The sequence below is a fragment of the Candidatus Viridilinea mediisalina genome (assembly GCF_002532535.1).
Taxonomy (GTDB): Bacteria; Chloroflexota; Chloroflexia; order Chloroflexales; family Chloroflexaceae; genus Viridilinea; species Viridilinea mediisalina.
In genome coordinates this window covers 1-17488 of record NZ_NQWI01000054.1, presented here as the reverse complement: position 1 = coordinate 17488, position 17488 = coordinate 1, and the positions used below count along the sequence as shown (strand labels likewise).

Below are 17488 nucleotides of genomic sequence, written 5' to 3'. Positions count from 1 at the left end.
TGGACTATTCAGCATGACAGGCTGCTGGGATACTTGAAAATTTCTGCTTCCCTTAGAAGTACAGGCATTACCGTAAACTATAACTCTGTGTCCTCTGTGCCTCTGTGGTGAAATACGCTGCACCTCACGCCCCCTGCGCGGCCACGAGTGCCCCGGCCTGCGCGAGGGCTGCCCCGAGTTGCGCTGGGTCTTTGCCGCCCGCCTGGGCCATGTCGGGCCGTCCGCCACCCCCACCGCCCACCATGGCGGCAAGCGCCTTCACGAGCTTGCCCGCATGGTAGCCCTGCGTAACCAGATCGGGCGTTACCATCACCAAGAGCAGCGGCTTGGCTTGGATCACGGTGCCCAAGACGATCACACCGGAGCCGAGGCGGTCGCGCAGGAAGTCGCCCATTTCGCGCAGACGAGCTACGTCCTCCGCTTCAACCTGGGCGGCCAAGAGCGGCACCCCATGCTCGTGCTGGACTTGCTCGAGCAGTTGTTCAAGCGACGAACGGGCCAAGCGTCCGCGTAGCGTGTTCAGTTCCTGCTGGCGCTGTTTGGCTTCGCCCAAGAGCTGCTCGACCCGTTCGACAACCAAGTTTGGCGCGACCCCCAGGCGGTTCGCAAGTTCGCGCAAGGCTTGGGCTTGCTGTTCGGCCCACGCTTCGGCCTTATGGCCGGTGAGCGCCTCGATGCGGCGGATGCCACTGCCGATGCTACTCTCGGCCAAGAGGCGCACGTAGCCAATCTGCCCCGTGCTGGTGACATGGGTGCCGCCGCAGAGCTCGCGTGAGTCGCGTGAGGCAAAGCTTGCGCTCGCGGTTTCAGCGCCGCGCTCAATCGTTACGACCCGCACGAGATCACTGTACTTTTCGCCGAAGAGCGCAATCGCGCCGCTGTCCAAGGCGGCCTGGTAGCTCATTTCGGCCCAACTGACCTGCCCGTCGGCGCGTACCCATGTGTTGAGGCGGGCTTCGATGGTACGCAGCGTGGCCGCATCGAGGGCTTTGTTATGGGTAAAATCGAAGCGTAGCCGTTCTGGGGCTACGAGCGAACCCGCTTGGGCCGCGTGTTCACCCACAACATCGCGCAGCGCCCGATGGAGCAGGTGGGTGGCGGTGTGGTTCCGCATAATCGCTGTGCGCCGTGCCGCATCCACCTCGGCGCGCAGCGTTTGCCCCACGCTGAGGCTGCCTGCACTCAGGGTGCCATAGTGAACAATCAGGCCGGGCACAGGGCGCAGCGTGTCGCTCACCTCCACCATGCCCGCATCGAAGATCAACTTGCCCGTATCACCCACCTGGCCGCCACTCTCCGCATAGAAGGGCGTCTGGTCGAGCACAACCTGCACATGGGCACCTGTGTGGGCCTGGGCCACCACATCGCCCGCAGCAACCAGTGCCAGGACAGTGGCTTCAGTCACGAGGGTATCATAGCCAATGAAGCGCGTTGCCGGCAACCCCCGGTCGCTCCAGAGTTCAGCATCATCACCACGGGTAAACTTAGCCGCCGCCCGCGAACGCTCGCGCTGCGCCTGCATCGCCTGGTCATAGCCCGCTTCATCCACCTGCAACCCCTGCTCGGCGGCAATCTTCTGGGTCAGATCGAGCGGAAAACCAAAGGTATCCTTGAGCACAAAAGCATCCTGACCAGCGACGAGGCTCCCGCCTTCGGCCTGCACCTGGTCTACGACACTCTTGAGCCGCGCAATCCCACCCGTCAGCGTCCGCAGAAACTGGCGTTCTTCAGCATCGGCAGATTCCAGAATAAACTCACGGCGCGCCACCAACTCCGGGTAGGCGGGGGCCATATCGTCAATCACGGTCGCAATGATCTTAGCCAAAAAGGGCGCTTCAAAGCCAATCCCGCGCCCCTGGTAGGCCGCACGGCGCAGGATGCGGCGCAGCACATAGGAGCGCCCCGCATTGCCCGGCAGCACACCATCGGCAATCAGGAACGCCACAGCACGGGCGTGGTCGGCAATTGCCCGATAGTTGGCAAAATGGGCGCGGTAGTGAGCCGCATCGCTCCCCAACTCCGCCATCACCCGCTCAATAATCGTCACAAACGCATCGGTCTCATAGTTAGAGCGCACCCCTTGCAGCACCATCGCCATCCGTTCAAGGCCCATGCCGGTATCTACCGAAGGGCGGGGCAAAGGCTGCATAGTAGCGCGGTCATACTGCATAAAGACGTTATTCCAAATCTCCACATAGTCGGGATCATCAGAATTGACCCCCTCAGGGCGCATCTTACTCAGATCATCGCCCAAATAGACCGTAATCTCCGAGCAGGGGCCACAGGGGCCGGTATCGCCCATGATCCAGAAATTATCCTTACGTCCAAAACGCAGCACACGGCTGGGATCGGCCCCTTGATTGATCCAGAGTTGAGCCGCTTCATCATCAGCGGGAACCTCAGCATCACCCTCAAAGACCGTAAACCAGAGGCGTTCAACGGGCAACTGGAACTCTTGGGTCAACAACTCCCACGAAAAGCGGATCGCCTCGGCCTTAAAATAGTCCCCGAAAGAGAAATTGCCCAACATCTCAAAGAAGGTATGGTGACGCGGCGAAGGGCCAACCTCCTCAAGATCATTATGCTTACCAGAGACGCGCAGACACTTCTGGGCCGTGGCGGCCCGCAGATAGGGGCGCTGTTCAGCACCGAGGAAGACATCCTTAAACTGCACCATCCCCGAATTGGTAAAGAGCAGCGTCGGATCATTGGCAACAACCAACGACGAACTAGCGACACGAGTATGACCGTTGCGCTCAAAATAGGCCAGAAAGCGCTCACGGATTTCAGCAACACGCAGCTTCTGCATTGGCAATCATGGGGCAATAGCGGAGCCACCACAGCCCCGCAGAAGGATTTGGTAGGTTATTGTAGCCCAATGGCTTGGGCTGCGTCAACCATCCCCCAAAGCTTCCGCATAGACCGCCTCAACGCGATTGAGCATCCGTTCAAGGCTAAACTCCTGGTGGGCGCGGGTGCGCCCTGCCGCACCCATGGCTTGCGCCAACTGCGGGTTGGCCAAGAGGACGCGCAGCGCCCGCGCCAACGCGGGCACATCATCGGGGGGCACGACGATGCCGGTACGCCCGTGCTGCGTAATGTAGCTCGTGCCCGTACCTAGCTCCGTGCAGACAATCGGCAACCCAGCGGCTTGCGCCTCGATCTGCACAATCCCAAAAGCCTCGCTGCGCTCCACCGAGGGCAGCACAAAGACATCGGCAGCCTGATAGAAGGCGGCGAGTTCAGTATCGGGCTGGGTACCCAACAGATGCACACGCTCGGCCACACCGCACTGCGCGGCCAGGACAGCCAAATCTTGCGCCCGCACAGTCGCATCGCCCCCCACCAAGAGCGCATGGCCAGGCACGTGAGCCATCGCCCGCACCAGCCGGTCGGCCCCCTTGTAGTAGCGCAAGCGTCCCACAAAGAGCGTACGCGGGCCGGGCCAACGCGCCTTAAGCGCCGCAACCCGCGCAGGATCGGCGGGAGTAAAGAATGAGGGAGGCAGACCAAAGGGTACCACCCGACAGCGCGAAGCGACCGGCGCCAAAAAGGGCGAAGAGCGGATATAGGCTGGACTAGTGGCAATAATCCGCTTTGCATGCTGCAAGGTGCGGCGCACTAGTGGGGCAACCAGTCTTCCCAAACGCTCTTGGCGCACAATATCGCTATGGTAGGTCACCACCAGCGGCGTTCGCCCGCCGGCCAGCAGCGCGACCGCATCGCCGGGCGGGTAGGGATGGTGCAGATGGATCAGATCGGGGCGCAGTTGGGCCACCAGCAACGGCAGCGCCGGGCTGAGCGGCGTCGAAGCCAGCGTCGCCACACGCCCCGCCGCCACCACCTGCACCCCCGCCTGCGTCGTGCGCCGCGTGCGCCACCCCTGACCACTCACCAACACCGTCACCTGATGGCCGCGTGCCACCAATCCTTCGGCCAAGAGGCCCAAATGGCCCTCGATCCCGCCCACAACGGGCGGGTAGTCTTTGTAGATGTGGAGAATATGCATGGGTAACTTCGTCTGTGGGGCGGTTTGGCGGGGTTCAGCCCCGCCAAGCCGCCCCACCCTTAACTACTTACGCTCAAACAGACCATTCAGTTCCGTCATCGTATAGTGTGCCTGAAAGCGCGGATCATTTACCAGTTGGGTGGTACCCGTAAAACCGGTACGCCACATGCCTTGGGCATCCATCCCTTGTAGGCTTGTCTGAATAAAGCGGGGATTCTGGGCAAGCACATAGTCAACATCCCAGCGCCCCCAGGCATCGCCCCGCCCCCATAGGCCACCAGGAAACTGGGGAGGACGGTGGGCAATATGGCCATCCGCCAAACCAACCATGTCAACGATCCGCACGGTAAGCGGCATAGCATAACTCACCAAACCCGCATCAAAAACCGCTATGGTATCCGTAATTTCAACAGCATCTTCTAAATACAGAACCCATGCATAAGGAAGCGAAAGGCGGTGATTTATTGGGATCCCGGGCTCAATAAAGCGCATCGTGAGCGCCATCGCTGCAATGTAGAGCAGATGCAAGAGGATTGGCGACCATGCGATTGGTTGGGGCAGACGTGTACGCAGCAGAGTGACAAGCTCTACGGCACCAAGTTGGAGCAGAATGGCCAAGAGGGGGAGGATGCTCGCCAAGAAGCGCTGGGCTGGCATCCAATCACCACCCGCCAGCATGATAAAGGCGGCGTAGGCACCCACGTTGAGTGTGAAATAGAGCGTATAACCGTGGCGCTGCTTGGCCGTGAGGGCCAAGAGGAGCAGCAGGACGATCACGAAGAGGCCACCCAGGATTTCGCTGCTTGTATAGAGGTATAAGCCGCCTTCAAGCAGTGTACGCAGGTTCAGTCCCATCGATTTGGCATAGATCGTATTGGGCAACCAGTAGCCATAGTAGCTGAAGCGCCAGAGCAGATGAGGCAGCACAATACCCGCTAAGACCAGCCCGCGCAGGTAGTCGTGGCGTTGCGGCCATTGACCGTTGCGGTAGAGGGTTCCTACACGATAGCAGAAGGCGATGGCTCCAAAGAGCAGACCGTCGGGGCGGGTGAGGGCGAGCAAGCCCCAGCAGATGCTCGAACTCCAGCCGGGCTTCTGCGTCTCTTCACGATAAAAGAGCAGGCTCCCAACCAGCAGCAGCAGCATGAAGAGGGGATTCTCTAAGCCCCCCATCGCCCACATTGCAAACGATGGCGAGAGCGCAAGCAGCAGTGGCGCGAAGAGGGGGAAGGGCAACCCGCGCACGGCAATATAGACCAAGATCATAGTCAGAATACTAAGCGAGATACCCCATATGCGCGTGGCAAGAATAAGGTCTACCTCGAAAAAACCCAACAGGGCCACAAGCACAACCCACAAGAAATTGGAATAGCCTTCAACATACTCACCAATATTGTAGACCAAGCCATTACCCGCCAGCCACTGTTGCACATAGCGCAGCGAGATAAAGGCATCATCAATGAAGAAATCAGCATAGAGCCAGGCGTGGAGCAGAAAGAGACCTAAAATCGGTAGCAACCCCCAATTACGTAGATGTTTAAGCATGCTATTCCTTCACAGTGCGCGTTGCCCACAACCACGCGATAAACAGCAGCGCAAAGATGAGATCACCAGAGGTCACCAAGGGTGCCGTCCACGGCACAGAGCCGACGAGCCAACTGACGAGAAAGATAGCAAAGAATCCGATTTTGCCAAGCGCAGCAATGAGCAGAAAGGTGCGATCACGCTGCTCAGCGCGTGCCTGGAGCAGGTAGCCAAGCCCAAACAACGCAATCGTCAGTACCGCGACGGCCTGGTAGACGGGATGCTCTGGCACGGGTATGCCGAGGATTGGGTAGAAGACCTGCGGCAGCGTCATGGCGAGCGTGCCCATAGCATTGAAGCCAACGCTCAGGTAGAGGCTGCGCGTGAGCCAGCGGTCTAAGGGGTTGGTCATGGTATTACTTTCGTGGAACTCTCTTCCCTCGTGCTGTTGCGCGTTGGCGGGCGGCGAAGCTTCCACCCATCCCTTGGCTTCCAAACCATGCTACAATGCCGCAGCGATCCCATGATCAACACGCTAGGAATGGTTTCAGACTACTCTACAGTTTGGGTGAATCCAAGCCATCCTGATGCATCACCCCTATTTCCTATTTCCTAACTCCTGTATCCTTCCCCTACAACCTGAAACGGCATAAGCTACCTATGGATGCCCTTCTTGTGCTTGAAGATGGCCGGGTCTTCCCGGGACGTTCGTTTGGTGCAGTTGGTGAAACGCTTGGTGAGGTGGTCTTCCACACTGGCATGACCGGCTACCAAGAGATTTTAACCGATCCTTCCTACTGTGGGCAGTTGGTGACGATGACTGCGCCCCATATCGGCAATACTGGCGTGAATGATTTTGATCCGGAGTCGTTCAAGCCGCAGGTGGCGGGACTGATTGTGCGGGCCTACAGCGAAGATTATAGCTCATGGCGCGCACGTGGCAGTCTGGCTCAGTTGCTGCGCGACCATGGGATTGTGGCGATGACCGATGTGGATACGCGTGCCCTGACGCGCCACATCCGTACCGCTGGGGCGATGCGCGGCATTATTGGCACCAATGGCACGAGCCGTGAAGAACTGCTTGCGAAGGTGCGCCAGGCCCCCGTCATGCAGGGGCTCGATCTCACCCGCGTGGTGAGCTGTGAGCAACCCTACAGTTGGACGCACAACTCGGCGCCCTTTACGCCTCCGGCCACCCCACCCGCACCCGCTGAAGCACGCTTCCATGTGGTCGCCTATGACTTTGGGCTGAAGCGCACGATTTTGCGCCGCCTGGTTGACCATGGCTGCCGCGTTACGGTTGTCCCTGGCACGACCCCTGCCAACGAGGCGCTGGCGCTCAAGCCCGATGGCATCTTCTATTCCAATGGGCCAGGCGATCCGGCGGCGACGGTCTATGCCTTCGAGAATCTCTTCTTGCTCTTGGGCCAAAAGCCAGTCTTTGGCATCTGTTTGGGCAACCAGCTCATGGGCCTCGCCCTGGGCGGGCGTACCTACAAACTGCCCTTCGGTCACCACGGGGCCAACCATCCCGTGCGCCACTTGGCCAGCGGCAAGGTCGAGATCACCTCACAGAACCATGGCTTCGCGGTTGACCCCGACAGCCTGCCCGCAGGCACCGAGATTACCCATATCAACCTCAACGACCAGACGGTCGAGGGCTTACGCAACGAGGAACTGGGCTGCTTCAGTGTCCAATACCATCCCGAAGCTGGCCCCGGCCCCCACGATGCCAACTATCTCTTTGCCGAGTTTGTGCAATTGATGGAGGCGCGCCGCTAGGCGATTCTGCGAGAACCAGGTTCCCGCGCCCCTGCTGGCGGGTGTGCGCAGAAACTTGGTTCCCGCATGCACATGCCCTACCTAGGTAGCCAAATGCCACCTTACACCGATGAGCAACTTGCCACCATGATGACCGACCTCGAGTCGGATCATGTTGAGCGCAAAGAGTCGTTTCGGGGCGAAGCGCCGACTGCGGTGCGTGAGGCGGTCTGTGCCTTCGCCAATGATCTGCCGGGCCATCAGCGGGCCGGGGTGATCTTTATCGGTGTGCGTGATAATGGTACGCCAGTTCAATTGCCGATTACCGATGAACTGTTGCGCCAACTTGCCGATATCAAGAGTGATGGCAATATTGTGCCCCCACCGACCATGACGGTTCGTAAGCATGCTTTTGCAGGAACTGATGTAGCGGTTATTACTGTGGAGCCAGCCGACTCGCCACCTGTGCGCTACCGTGGGCGTATCTGGGTGCGTATTGGGCCACGTCGTGGCATCGCATCGGCCCAAGACGAGCGCATCCTCAATGAGCGACGGCGCTACCGTGATCGTCCATTCGATGTGCAGCCCTTATCCGCCGCCCGCCTGAACGACCTTGATCAACGACGCTTTGCGGAGATGTACCTGCCGGCGGCGGTTGCCCCTGATATTCTAGAGGCCAATGATCGCAGTGTTGAACAACGCCTGGCTGCGACCAAGATGATTGTTGCAACTGACGATCCTACGCCGACAGTGTTGGGTATGCTTGTTTTGTCCCACCGGGTTCGTGATTTTGTTCCCGGTGCCTACCTTCAGTTTCTGCGTATTGATGGCACCACCTTGGCTGATCCTATCCTCGATGAAGAGTTGGTTGATGGTACCGTTGACCAACTCTTGCGTTTGGCCGATGAGAAATGCATGGCCCATAATCGCACCTTGGTTGATTTTACCAGTGCGCCACGCGAGCAACGCAGCCAGAGCTATCCGCTGGTGGCGCTGCAACAACTCATTCGCAATGCCGTGCTGCATCGCACCTATGAGCTTAGTCATGCCCCGGTACGCATCTACTGGTTTAATGATCGGATTGCCATCAACAGCCCTGGCGGTACGTATGGGGTGGTAACGCCGGAAAACTTTGGTCAACCTGGGATTACCGACTATCGCAATCCAAATCTAGCTGAGGCGTTACGCATTCTTGGCTATGTGCAACGTTTTGGGGCTGGAATCTTGCTGGCCCAACAAGCTTTGCGTAAAAATGGCAATCCGCCACTTGAGTTTCGGGTGGAACCAAGTTTCGTTGAAGTGACGCTACGGATCGCGCCATGAAGACTATCGCGCTCTTTTCGCATTATGGCCGCATTGGCAGCACAACGCTCCTCTACCATTTGGCATGGATGTATGCTGAATTGGGGGTGCGTGTGCTGGCAGTAGACCTTGATCCCCAAGCGCAGCTTAGCAGCATGCTGCTTGACTCAGACGATCTGGAAGCGATCTGGTTGACAACCGCGCGCCACCAGACAACATGGGGGGCGATTGAGCCAGTCTTCCAGCAGCGCGCCCCGCTTTCCGAGCCAGCCATGCATCCCATCACTGAGCATCTCGCTCTCTTGGTTGGCGATCTGGCTTGGGCGGGCGTTGAGGGCCAATTGGCTAGTGCAGCAACACAACCGCCCACGGTGGAAGATGATGCGCTACGGCTGGCATTGGCGCTACGGCAACTCCTGCACGACGCGGCTGCCCAGCATGATGCGCAGATCATCCTGCTCGATGTAGCTTCCAACACCGGCATCCTCAACCGAGCGCTCTTGAGTGTCGCTGAAGCCTTGGTCCTCCCGCTGGCCCCCAATCTCGCTGCGTCGCAAGCCCTGCCCTACCTGGGGGCGACCTTGCAACATTGGCGGCCAGTCTGGCAGCAATGGTCTGCCGCGCATACGCCCGCACTGCTGCCCGCAACACCGCTGCGGCCTCTTGGCTACGTCGTCATGCACCACGCCGTGCGCCTTGACCGACCGTTGCACGCTGCTGATCGTTGGCTGGCAGCGCTCCCCGCTGCCTATCGTGCTGCACTCTGCCCCGAGGCGGCACCAGCAACGAGCGCCGACGTCGCGGATGATCCCCTCTGCCTCGCGCTACTCAAACCCTACCGCAGCCTGATGGACATTGCCAAAGAAGCGCGCAAGCCAATGTTCCTCCTCAAACCAGCCGATGGCGCTCTAGGCAACCACGGCCTCGCCGTCCATGCCTGCTACCGCGATTTTCGCGGGTTGGCACAACGGATTGCAGCAGGTAAGGACAACCTGCTGAAACGTGACACCTGCGCGCCCAATGTTTGAAATGCCTATGCCTGAAACCTTGCGCCTTTGCGTCAAAAAACCTATCTAAAGGAGCTAACCAACCCATGACCAATTTCGATAAACCCGCCGACGACGAGCTGCGTGCGCAGCTTACCCCCCAGCAGTACAAGGTGACCCAGTGTGACGGCACGGAGCCGCCCTTCCAGAATGCCTACTGGGACAACAAGGAGCCTGGGATCTATGTGGATGTCGTGTCGGGCGAGGTGCTCTTTAGTTCGCTCGATAAGTTCGATTCGGGGACGGGCTGGCCCAGTTTTACCCGCCCGCTGAAGCCCGAGAATATCGTCACCCGCAGCGATGCCTCGCTCTGGATGGTACGCACCGAGGTACGTTCGCGCCAAGGCGACTCCCACTTGGGCCATGTCTTCGACGATGGCCCTGCGCCCACTGGTTTGCGCTACTGCATGAATTCGGCGGCCCTGCGCTTCATCCCCGCCGCCCGTCTGGTTGAAGAGGGCTATGGTGAGTATGCCCAACTCTTTGCAACGTGAGTCGGCTCATGAGCTGTAAGGGTACAGGAAAGCTAAGAAGCTGTCTGAAAAGCTGGAGGGCACACACTGGAGTGCCGGCTTTAGCCGGCTAAAGCCGGCACTCCAACGCCAACCCATAGACTTTTTAGACAGCCCCTAAGAAACCAGCGAAAACAGTAGTAGAGCAACACGATGACCGCACTCCGCATTGCGTTTCTCGATTCTTGGTTACAACAGGTTGCCGAAGGGAGTGGCACTGCCGCCGCAATTGGTGGCTTGGGACAATCGTTGCAGCGTGCGGGTCACAAGGTGACCCGCCTAGCTCCGTTCAAGCCATGGCCACAGACGCTCACCGTGCGCCGCCTGCTCTTTAATCTCTATGTACCAGCCCTGCTGCGGCGTCTGCCCTACGATCTTGTCGTTGGTTTCGACCTTGATGGCTTTTTGTTGAGCGGACGGCCCCTAGCGGATCCCTATGTTTGCAGTATCAAAGGCGTCATTGCGGAAGAGTTGCGCCATGAACGAGGGCTAGTGCGCTACCAGCTTTGGGCTTTGGCGCAATTAGAGCGGCACAATGCGCGTAATGCTGCGCGCGTCATCACTACAAGCACCTACTGTCAGCACATGCTCCAGCAGCACTACGGCGTAGCGGCCCATAAGGTAGCGCTTGTGCCTGAAGGGATTGATCTCCCAGCATGGCAGCAGTTACTCCAGCAAAGCCCCGCACCAACCCATGACAGCCAGATCATCCTCTGCGTGGCGCGTCAATATCCACGCAAGCATATCAGTGACCTCATCCATGCCTTTGCGCTTTTGCACCCCAGGCTCCCCCATGCACGCCTCGTCATCGTGGGCGATGGCCCAGAGCATCAACACCTACGCCAACGTGTGGCACACCTGCAACTCAACAGCGTCGTCACACTCACCGGGGCGTTGCCCAATAATGCCGCCGTTGCAGCTTGGTATCGCCGTGCCAGCATCTTCTGCCTGCCAAGTGTGCAAGAAGGCTTCGGGATTGTCTTCCTTGAAGCAATGGCAGCCGGGCTGCCGATTGTGGCAACTACAGCAGCCGCAGTGCCAGAAGTCGTTCCCCACGGACTTGTAGGCGAACTTGTGCCGCCTGGCGACAGCGTGGCCCTTGCGTCCAGCCTCGCGGCCCTGCTGTGCAACCCAGCACGCCGCCGTGAACTGGGTGCCGCAGGACAACACCATGTCATGCAGTACGATTGGCCGGTAGTGGCGCAACGCTTCCTGCGGGCTACACGAACAGTCAACCACAAAGCATCTGTTCGATCTCTTTAGCCCCCAAGCGGGCAAGCAGTTCTTCTAATTCGATTGGATACTGCGTATCGGCGAGGATGCTGACGCCTGCGGGTGTGATGCTAATGCGAAACTTGACGGTGCGCTCACCAGGTACCTGGCCATCCTGGCAATAGTCATCGCGTTGCATCAGGTCGGGCAGATGGGGGACAAAACGAGTGGTAGGGGTTTTTGTCATAGGGGTACCATTGCAGATTGCAGATTGCCAAACATGGCGTCCCAATGGGCTTTCGTGTTCTTGATGATGCGGCATGTTCAAGGGTAATTGGTGTTGCTACTGTCGCTCACGCACCTGCGCGATGGCCTGCTGGATTCCCCAGAAGGCTGGGCGTGGCGACCAATCGGCATTGACGATGCTGAAGGAACCCTGTTCATGCCTGGGGTCGCGTCCGGCTTCGCGCTGTAGTACGGTGAAGTTGAGGTTCCAGAGGAACATGTTGCTCACCCAAGGGTAGTGTTCAAAAGTATACCAAATCGCGCCAACAATGTAATCACGCTGGGTCTCGAAGCTGATCTGGTGCCCAAACTCGTAGCCGGGGGTGTTGTTGGCCGTGGCCCAACCAAATTCGGTAATCCAGACCTGATGAGCGCCCATGCCGGTCTCCTCCATGACGCGCCGCTGGTTCTCGACATGGCGGAAATAGAACGAAGGGTGATCGGTCCAGCCCTGGGCGTTGCTCGGCTGATCGGGGTAGAGTGTCTCAGGCGGGTTGGCCGAACCACCAGGGTGAAGCGCCTGGATGTCAAAGTAGTCGCGCAACATCCCATCGCGGTAGGTGTACATCGCCCGTAGATAGCTGATGCTATCCATGGCAATCTCAGGATGGTTGGTCGCCGTCGAGGCTGGAGCGCCAACAACCACGAGAATACTGGGGTCAACCGCTTTGATCGCCTGGTAGCACGCGGCCATAATCTCAACAAAATGACCGGGGTCTTCAGGATCAATCCGCCCCCCATTTTCATAGGCAAGATTCTGCTCATTCCAGATCAGAATGGCATGGACACGCCCACGGTAGCGTTCAGCCAGTGCCCCACTGAAGCGCGCCAGCGTCGCTGGGTCGCTCGGCAGCCCATCGGCACCATTCGCGGTATACCAAGCGGGCGAGCGGGTGATATTGAGCATCAGCAACATACCAGAGGCATGAACATCCGCAACAATCGCATCAAGCTCACCCCAGAAGAAGGCACCGCTCTCATCTTCGATGTCACGCCAATGGATCTGCTGCCGAAACCAACGAAAGCCCGCTTCACGCGCGCGACTCAGCGCCGTAGCGCGGTCGGTATAGTAAAGGTGGCCCACAACTCCAAAATTGAGTTGCGGGAGCGCCAGCGGATAGGGCAAGCCCCCCGGCCCATCGCGGAGGGGCGGCAGAGGGGGCGGGAGGGCTACAGCCGGATCGAGTTCCCCCAATGGGGGCAGCGGCGCAGCCACCTCAACCCCACTAGCGGGAAAGAAACCGGGCGGCACATGAAGATTGAGGGGGCCTTCTGACTCAGCGGTCGCAAGCACCTGGGCCGTTGGCACCAGCGTTGGGGCCGAAACCGCCATAGACTCCTGGGCAGCACAGCCAGTCAGAATCAACAAGATCAGCAACAGGGGCAACAACACCCAGCAGCGGGAGGGCTGAAAATGAATATGTTTCATGGCAACCTCACTTGGGATAGGATTATCCTACTCGACGTAGGAGTGCTACCTATACCAACGTATCATTAGGTATCATGGTTGCCTGAAATGGATTACAGCGCCATGAACACTAGCTGAGTTTTGGGTGAAACGCTCCGCTGGGGCGCGGGTGTGGGAGAACCGGGTTCTCCCACACCCGCGCCCCAGACAAAAAACTGAACGCTACTCCTCTTGCTCTTCGCTGCTCTGCTGCCGAATCTCACTGGGCGTTTCGATCCAGCCGCGCCGCAGGGCAAAGAGGACGGCTTGGGTGCGGTCGTTCAGGGAGAGCTTTCGTAGGATCGAGGAGATGTGGTTTTTGACGGTCTGGGTGCTGATTTTGAGTGAATCGGCGATCTCTTTGTTGCTGCCGCCACTCGCAATACGCTCCAAGACCTCAATTTCACGATCGCTGAGAGGCGTAAAGATGGGAACATCGGTCGCATCAGGGTTGGTGGGGGTTGCTTCGGGCAGCATCCGAAACTGCGAGAGCACGCGGCTGGCGACGCGGGGTTCTTCGAGGACAACATCGTTGATTACATATTCGCCCCGCGCTACGCGCCAGAGAATCTCCATCAACGCCTGGGGTTTGACATCCTTTGAACGATAGGCCGCCGCGCCAGCACGCAGCGCATTGAAGGCTTGCTCATCGCTCTCGTGCATACTCAGCATCACAACGCCAATTGCCGGGTATTGGCGTCGAACCTGGCGCGTCAACTCAAGCCCATTCATACCAGGCAAATTAAGGTCAACCAGCATAACATTGGGTTCATAGGTTGAACCTGCGCTCTCCAACCATTCCATGGCCATCTCACCACTCGCCGCCTCACCCACAATCGTCACATCCTCTTCGCCAGCGAGAGCCCAGCGCACACCTTGGCGGAAGAGCGGGTGGTCGTCAACAATCAACAGCCTTATGGAAGCGTTGGAGGACATGGCAGGGGGTCCTTTCCCTGGCTCTGCAGCCAGCGCTGATAGGTCACGCTGGGGTCGGTCAGGCCCTGAACCCCGGCTTGGGACAATAGTTCATACGTGGTCACCAGGGGCAAGCCCACCACAGCGGTGTAGCTACCGCGCACGCTGTGTACGAGTTTCCCGCCCATGCCCTGCACCCCATAGGCACCAGCCTTATCGAGTGGTTCGCCGGTGGCGACATAGGCGGCGATAGCTTGGGCACTCACGGGGGCAAACTCCACTTCGGAGGCAACGAGGGCAAGGCGTGAACGGGTGGCAGGTTGTTGGGGATGCTCAGGTTCAAGCACGCAGACGCCGGTATAGACCGTATGGCTACGCCCGGAGAGCTGGCGCAACATTGCCTGGGCCGTAGCGCCATCACCTGGCTTGTTGAGCAGCATGCCATCAAGCACGACCACCGTATCGGCCCCTAAGATAATCGCACCAGGAGCCTGCAAGGAAGCGGCCTGGGCCTTGCGCCACGCCAAGAGCGTGGGATGCTCCAGTGGTGGCAGCGTGACGGGGGGCAACTGAGCCATCAACTCAGGTGGTGCAGCACGCAACTCAGCTTCCACATCGGTCGCAATCACGGTGAAGGTAGCACCAAGAGCCGTGAGCAGTTCATAGCGGCGCGGCGAAGCCGAAGCAAGCACAAGCCTGCGTGTCCACGCCACCTGCGTTGCCAAAGGAGTTGTTGCTGAAGTAGCCACAAGCGCTTGCGCTCCATCATAGCCGATACCGCTTATAGTAGGGAAGAATCATAGCACGGCAAAAGGGAGTGCGCAAGCGCCCCCTTAAATACGAACAAAAGATTTGCGGGGGCGGCTTCACCGCCTCCGCACTCCCACCGGAGGTGACGTTGACGTAACCCTACCGATCTGGTGCATGCCCCCTCTTTGTAACGCCCCAGAGTATGCTAAAATTGGCGGAGTTTGCAAGCCATAAAGTCAATGGATGACTACGATGAAGTTTACTACGGTGTTGATTGCGAATCGCGGCGAGATTGCGCTACGCGTGATGTATGCCTGCCGCGAGTTGGGTCTACGCACGGTGGCGGTCTATTCTGAAGCCGACCGCGATGCGCCACATGTGGCCTATGCCGATGCGGCCTATCTGTTGGGGCCAGGGCCTTCGTCCGAGAGCTATCTGAACATCCCGCGTCTGATTGAGGTCGCCCAGCAGGCGGGGGCGGGGGCGGTGCATCCTGGGTATGGTTTCCTCGCCGAGAATGCTGCTTTTGCCCGCGCTGTCGCTGAGGCTGGTATGGTCTTTGTTGGCCCACCACCTGAGGCGATGGAGCGCATGGGTGGTAAGACCGCTGCCCGCAGTGAGGCAACTGCCGCTGGGGTTCCCGTGGTGCCCGGTACGCTCGAAGCGCTTGAGGATCTGGGCGAAATCCGCCGCCTCGCAGAAGAATTTGGCTATCCAATTGCCATTAAGGCCGTCGGCGGTGGCGGTGGGCGCGGTCTGCGCGTTGTGCGCTCCCCTGATGAGATTGCCGATGCCTTTGCGAGTGCCCGCCGTGAGGCCGAGACGGCGTTTAACAACGGTGCGCTCTATGTCGAAAAGTATCTGCCCTCGCCGCGCCATATCGAGATTCAGATCTTGGCCGATACCCACGGTAATGTGGTACACCTCGGTGAACGCGATTGCTCGGTGCAGCGCCGCCACCAGAAGCTGATCGAAGAAGCGCCCTCGCCCGCCCTGAGCGCCGAGTTACGCGCCGAGATGGGGGCCGCTGCGGTGCGTCTGGCTAAGTCAGTGGATTATGTGGGGGCCGGGACGCTGGAGTTCCTCTTTCAGGATGGAAACTACTACTTCCTAGAGATGAATACGCGCATCCAGGTTGAACATACCGTCACCGAGATGGTCTATGGCGTTGATCTGGTCAAAGCTCAACTGCGCGTCGCTCAAGGCGAGGTTCTCTGGCTCAATCAGGCCGATTTGGTGCCGCGTGGCCACGCGATTGAGTGCCGCATCAATGCCGAGGACGCACTGCACAACTTCCGCCCCGCCCTTGGCACGGTAACTACCTACCGCGAACCCACGGGCCTCGGTGTGCGCGTGGATAGCGGTGTGCGCCCCGACTACAGCATCCCCCAGTTCTACGATTCACTCCTAGCGAAACTCGTCGTCTGGGCCGAGACGCGCCCTGATGCGATTGCGCGCGGCCTGCGTGCCCTCGCCGACTATGAGATTGGCGGCGTAATCACCACGATCCCCTTCCATCGTGCCGCCCTGGGCCATCCGGTCTTTGCCGCTGGTGACCTGAGTGTCAATTTTATCGCTCAACACCCGGAATTGATCGAAACGACGCGCAGCTTCACTCCCGCTCCGGTCGAGCCGGGCGAGGGCGAAGAGGTGAGCGATCCGCGTAGCTTCACCGTTGAAGTCAATAGTCGCCGCTTTGGCGTCAAGGTCTTTGGCGCGGGCCCTGCGCTTGCGCTTGCCACCCCAGCCGCAAAGGGCGGCAACGGCAAACGCCCCCTAAGCAAAGGCAAAAAGGCGAGCTTAGGGCCCAAAGTTGACGGCGTCATCAGCCCCATCCAGGGCCGCGTCACCGCTGTACGCGCCCAAGCGGGCCAGCAGGTAGAAGCGGGCCAGGTTCTCTTCATCGTTGAGGCGATGAAGATGGAGAACGAGATCACCGCGCCCCACGCTGGCCTCATCGCTGAGGTGCGGGCCGAAGAAGGAGTGACGGTTGAGGCTGGGGCAGTCTTGGCGACGTTTGGGAAAGAATGAGTGCCTCGGGGAGAGCTTCGCTCTCCCCCAAACAACCTCAACCCATTTGCACATTGCCCGACCTTGTGGTAGAATACGCGGGCTGTGATTTGAAGATGCTTTCAAACAGCTCTCTTCATCTTGCACGCCGGCGTAGCTCAATTGGCAGAGCAACGGTTTTGTAAACCGTAGGTTCAGGGTTCAAGTCCCTGCGTCGGCTCCAGGCGTTTGTGGGTCGGTTCCGGAGCGGTCAAACGGGGCAGACTGTAAATCTGTTGGCTTACGCCTTCGCAGGTTCGAATCCTGCCCGGCCCACCACCATTATGACCTTTGGGTAAAGCGAGGAGCGAGAGGCGGAAGTCTGTAACGTATGATGGTCTGTGTTTTCACGCATGCCCAGCTTCACGCATCCTCCGTCTCACGCCTCTCCCCCGCCTACGTAGCTCAGTCGGTAGAGCACGTCTTTGGTAAAGACGAGGTCACGGGTTCAAGTCCCGTCGTAGGCTCCAGAACAGACAAAAGACGTGGCACAGAGGGTTGCCCCGTCAAGATGCTCGTGCCGGTAAAGACTGGCACGAGCGGTGCATTTTTCACGAGCTCAAGGAGCAGAGGAGTTCATGGCGAAGCAGAAATTTGAGCGCAACAAGCCGCACGTTAACATCGGTACGATTGGTCACGTAGACCACGGCAAGACGACGCTCACCGCCGCGATTAC

Annotated in this window: 15 protein-coding genes and 3 tRNA genes; 10 read left to right on the top strand and 8 right to left on the bottom strand. The window is 59.1% G+C overall.

The window, feature by feature from the left end; translation table 11 throughout:
- Window positions 1–124: 124 nt before the first annotated feature.
- The 4 genes from alaS to CJ255_RS12500 form a co-directional block, all read right to left on the bottom strand.
- Complete coding sequence (gene alaS / locus CJ255_RS12515; RefSeq protein WP_097644437.1) at window positions 125–2809, bottom strand: alanine--tRNA ligase; 2685 nt, start codon at window positions 2807–2809, stop codon at window positions 125–127.
- Window positions 2810–2893: 84 nt separating this feature from the next.
- Entirely contained in the window at window positions 2894–4009 is a 1116-nt protein-coding gene (locus tag CJ255_RS12510) for a glycosyltransferase (protein WP_097644450.1), read from the bottom strand.
- A gap of 63 nt (window positions 4010–4072) precedes the next feature.
- Window positions 4073–5554, bottom strand: a complete 1482-nt coding sequence (locus CJ255_RS12505; RefSeq protein WP_097644436.1) for a DUF8728 domain-containing protein — start codon at window positions 5552–5554, stop codon at window positions 4073–4075.
- A gap of 1 nt (window position 5555) precedes the next feature.
- Window positions 5556–5945, bottom strand: a complete 390-nt coding sequence (locus CJ255_RS12500; protein ID WP_097644435.1) for a hypothetical protein — start codon at window positions 5943–5945, stop codon at window positions 5556–5558.
- A 248-nt stretch (window positions 5946–6193) separates the two neighbouring features.
- On the opposite strand from CJ255_RS12500, the gene carA reads away from it, so the two are divergent.
- From carA to CJ255_RS12475, 5 genes are all read left to right on the top strand, one after another.
- The gene (gene carA / locus CJ255_RS12495) at window positions 6194–7315 is read left to right on the top strand and encodes a glutamine-hydrolyzing carbamoyl-phosphate synthase small subunit (protein WP_097644434.1); all 1122 of its coding nucleotides are present in this window, start codon (window positions 6194–6196) and stop codon (window positions 7313–7315) included.
- 93 nt (window positions 7316–7408) lie between these two features.
- Entirely contained in the window at window positions 7409–8617 is a 1209-nt protein-coding gene (locus CJ255_RS12490) for an RNA-binding domain-containing protein (RefSeq protein WP_097644433.1), read from the top strand.
- Window positions 8614–9624: a ParA family protein gene (locus tag CJ255_RS12485; protein ID WP_097644432.1), complete on the top strand. Its 1011-nt coding sequence runs from the start codon at window positions 8614–8616 to the stop codon at window positions 9622–9624. The genes CJ255_RS12490 and CJ255_RS12485 overlap by 4 nt, the downstream gene beginning before the upstream one ends.
- Before the next feature lie 65 nt (window positions 9625–9689).
- On the top strand, window positions 9690–10136 hold the full coding sequence (gene msrB / locus CJ255_RS12480; protein ID WP_097644431.1) for a peptide-methionine (R)-S-oxide reductase MsrB: 447 nt from the start codon (window positions 9690–9692) through the stop codon (window positions 10134–10136).
- A gap of 171 nt (window positions 10137–10307) precedes the next feature.
- Window positions 10308–11417, top strand: coding sequence for a glycosyltransferase family 4 protein (locus CJ255_RS12475; RefSeq protein ID WP_097644430.1), 1110 nt, complete (start codon window positions 10308–10310; stop codon window positions 11415–11417).
- On the opposite strand, the gene CJ255_RS12470 is transcribed toward CJ255_RS12475, so the two are convergent.
- The 4 genes from CJ255_RS12470 to CJ255_RS12455 form a co-directional block, all read right to left on the bottom strand.
- Window positions 11386–11613 carry a radical SAM-modified peptide, FtsH ternary system-associated gene (locus CJ255_RS12470; protein ID WP_097644429.1) on the bottom strand — a complete coding sequence of 76 codons (228 nt, stop codon included), beginning with the start codon at window positions 11611–11613 and terminating at the stop codon, window positions 11386–11388. The two genes, CJ255_RS12475 and CJ255_RS12470, sit on opposite strands and share 32 nt — an antisense overlap.
- Window positions 11614–11709: 96 nt before the next feature.
- Entirely contained in the window at window positions 11710–13080 is a 1371-nt protein-coding gene (locus tag CJ255_RS12465) for a cellulase family glycosylhydrolase (RefSeq protein WP_245863367.1), read from the bottom strand.
- Between the two features lie 201 nt (window positions 13081–13281).
- On the bottom strand, window positions 13282–14034 hold the full coding sequence (locus tag CJ255_RS12460) for a response regulator (RefSeq protein ID WP_097644428.1): 753 nt from the start codon (window positions 14032–14034) through the stop codon (window positions 13282–13284).
- Window positions 14013–14762: a Maf family protein gene (locus CJ255_RS12455; protein WP_245863364.1), complete on the bottom strand. Its 750-nt coding sequence runs from the start codon at window positions 14760–14762 to the stop codon at window positions 14013–14015. The genes CJ255_RS12460 and CJ255_RS12455 overlap by 22 nt, the downstream gene beginning before the upstream one ends.
- Before the next feature lie 253 nt (window positions 14763–15015).
- On the opposite strand from CJ255_RS12455, the gene accC reads away from it, so the two are divergent.
- From accC to CJ255_RS12430, 5 genes are all read left to right on the top strand, one after another.
- Window positions 15016–16794 carry an acetyl-CoA carboxylase biotin carboxylase subunit gene (gene accC, locus CJ255_RS12450; protein ID WP_097644427.1) on the top strand — a complete coding sequence of 593 codons (1779 nt, stop codon included), beginning with the start codon at window positions 15016–15018 and terminating at the stop codon, window positions 16792–16794.
- A gap of 126 nt (window positions 16795–16920) precedes the next feature.
- Window positions 16921–16996, top strand: a tRNA-Thr gene (locus CJ255_RS12445).
- A 9-nt stretch (window positions 16997–17005) separates the two neighbouring features.
- Window positions 17006–17091 (top strand) — tRNA-Tyr (locus tag CJ255_RS12440).
- 115 nt (window positions 17092–17206) lie between these two features.
- Window positions 17207–17282 (top strand) — tRNA-Thr (locus tag CJ255_RS12435).
- A 108-nt stretch (window positions 17283–17390) separates the two neighbouring features.
- Window positions 17391–17488 (top strand): GTP-binding protein (locus CJ255_RS12430; protein ID WP_133117003.1); only part of this gene is annotated, 98 nt, incomplete at its 3' end.

Bases quoted from the DNA above. Each gene is read 5' to 3' on its own strand.
- CJ255_RS12475 (WP_097644430.1), top strand. From the start codon at position 10,308: ATGACCGCACTCCGCATTGCGTTTCTCGATTCTTGGTTACAACAGGTT.
- CJ255_RS12470 (WP_097644429.1), bottom strand. From the start codon at position 11,613: ATGACAAAAACCCCTACCACTCGTTTTGTCCCCCATCTGCCCGACCTG.
- CJ255_RS12465 (WP_245863367.1), bottom strand. From the start codon at position 13,080: ATGAAACATATTCATTTTCAGCCCTCCCGCTGCTGGGTGTTGTTGCCC.
- CJ255_RS12460 (WP_097644428.1), bottom strand. From the start codon at position 14,034: ATGTCCTCCAACGCTTCCATAAGGCTGTTGATTGTTGACGACCACCCG.
- alaS (WP_097644437.1), bottom strand. From the start codon at position 2,809: ATGCAGAAGCTGCGTGTTGCTGAAATCCGTGAGCGCTTTCTGGCCTAT.
- CJ255_RS12485 (WP_097644432.1), top strand. From the start codon at position 8,614: ATGAAGACTATCGCGCTCTTTTCGCATTATGGCCGCATTGGCAGCACA.
- carA (WP_097644434.1), top strand. From the start codon at position 6,194: ATGGATGCCCTTCTTGTGCTTGAAGATGGCCGGGTCTTCCCGGGACGT.
- CJ255_RS12505 (WP_097644436.1), bottom strand. From the start codon at position 5,554: ATGCTTAAACATCTACGTAATTGGGGGTTGCTACCGATTTTAGGTCTC.
- accC (WP_097644427.1), top strand. From the start codon at position 15,016: ATGAAGTTTACTACGGTGTTGATTGCGAATCGCGGCGAGATTGCGCTA.
- CJ255_RS12500 (WP_097644435.1), bottom strand. From the start codon at position 5,945: ATGACCAACCCCTTAGACCGCTGGCTCACGCGCAGCCTCTACCTGAGC.
- CJ255_RS12490 (WP_097644433.1), top strand. From the start codon at position 7,409: ATGCCACCTTACACCGATGAGCAACTTGCCACCATGATGACCGACCTC.
- CJ255_RS12510 (WP_097644450.1), bottom strand. From the start codon at position 4,009: ATGCATATTCTCCACATCTACAAAGACTACCCGCCCGTTGTGGGCGGG.
- msrB (WP_097644431.1), top strand. From the start codon at position 9,690: ATGACCAATTTCGATAAACCCGCCGACGACGAGCTGCGTGCGCAGCTT.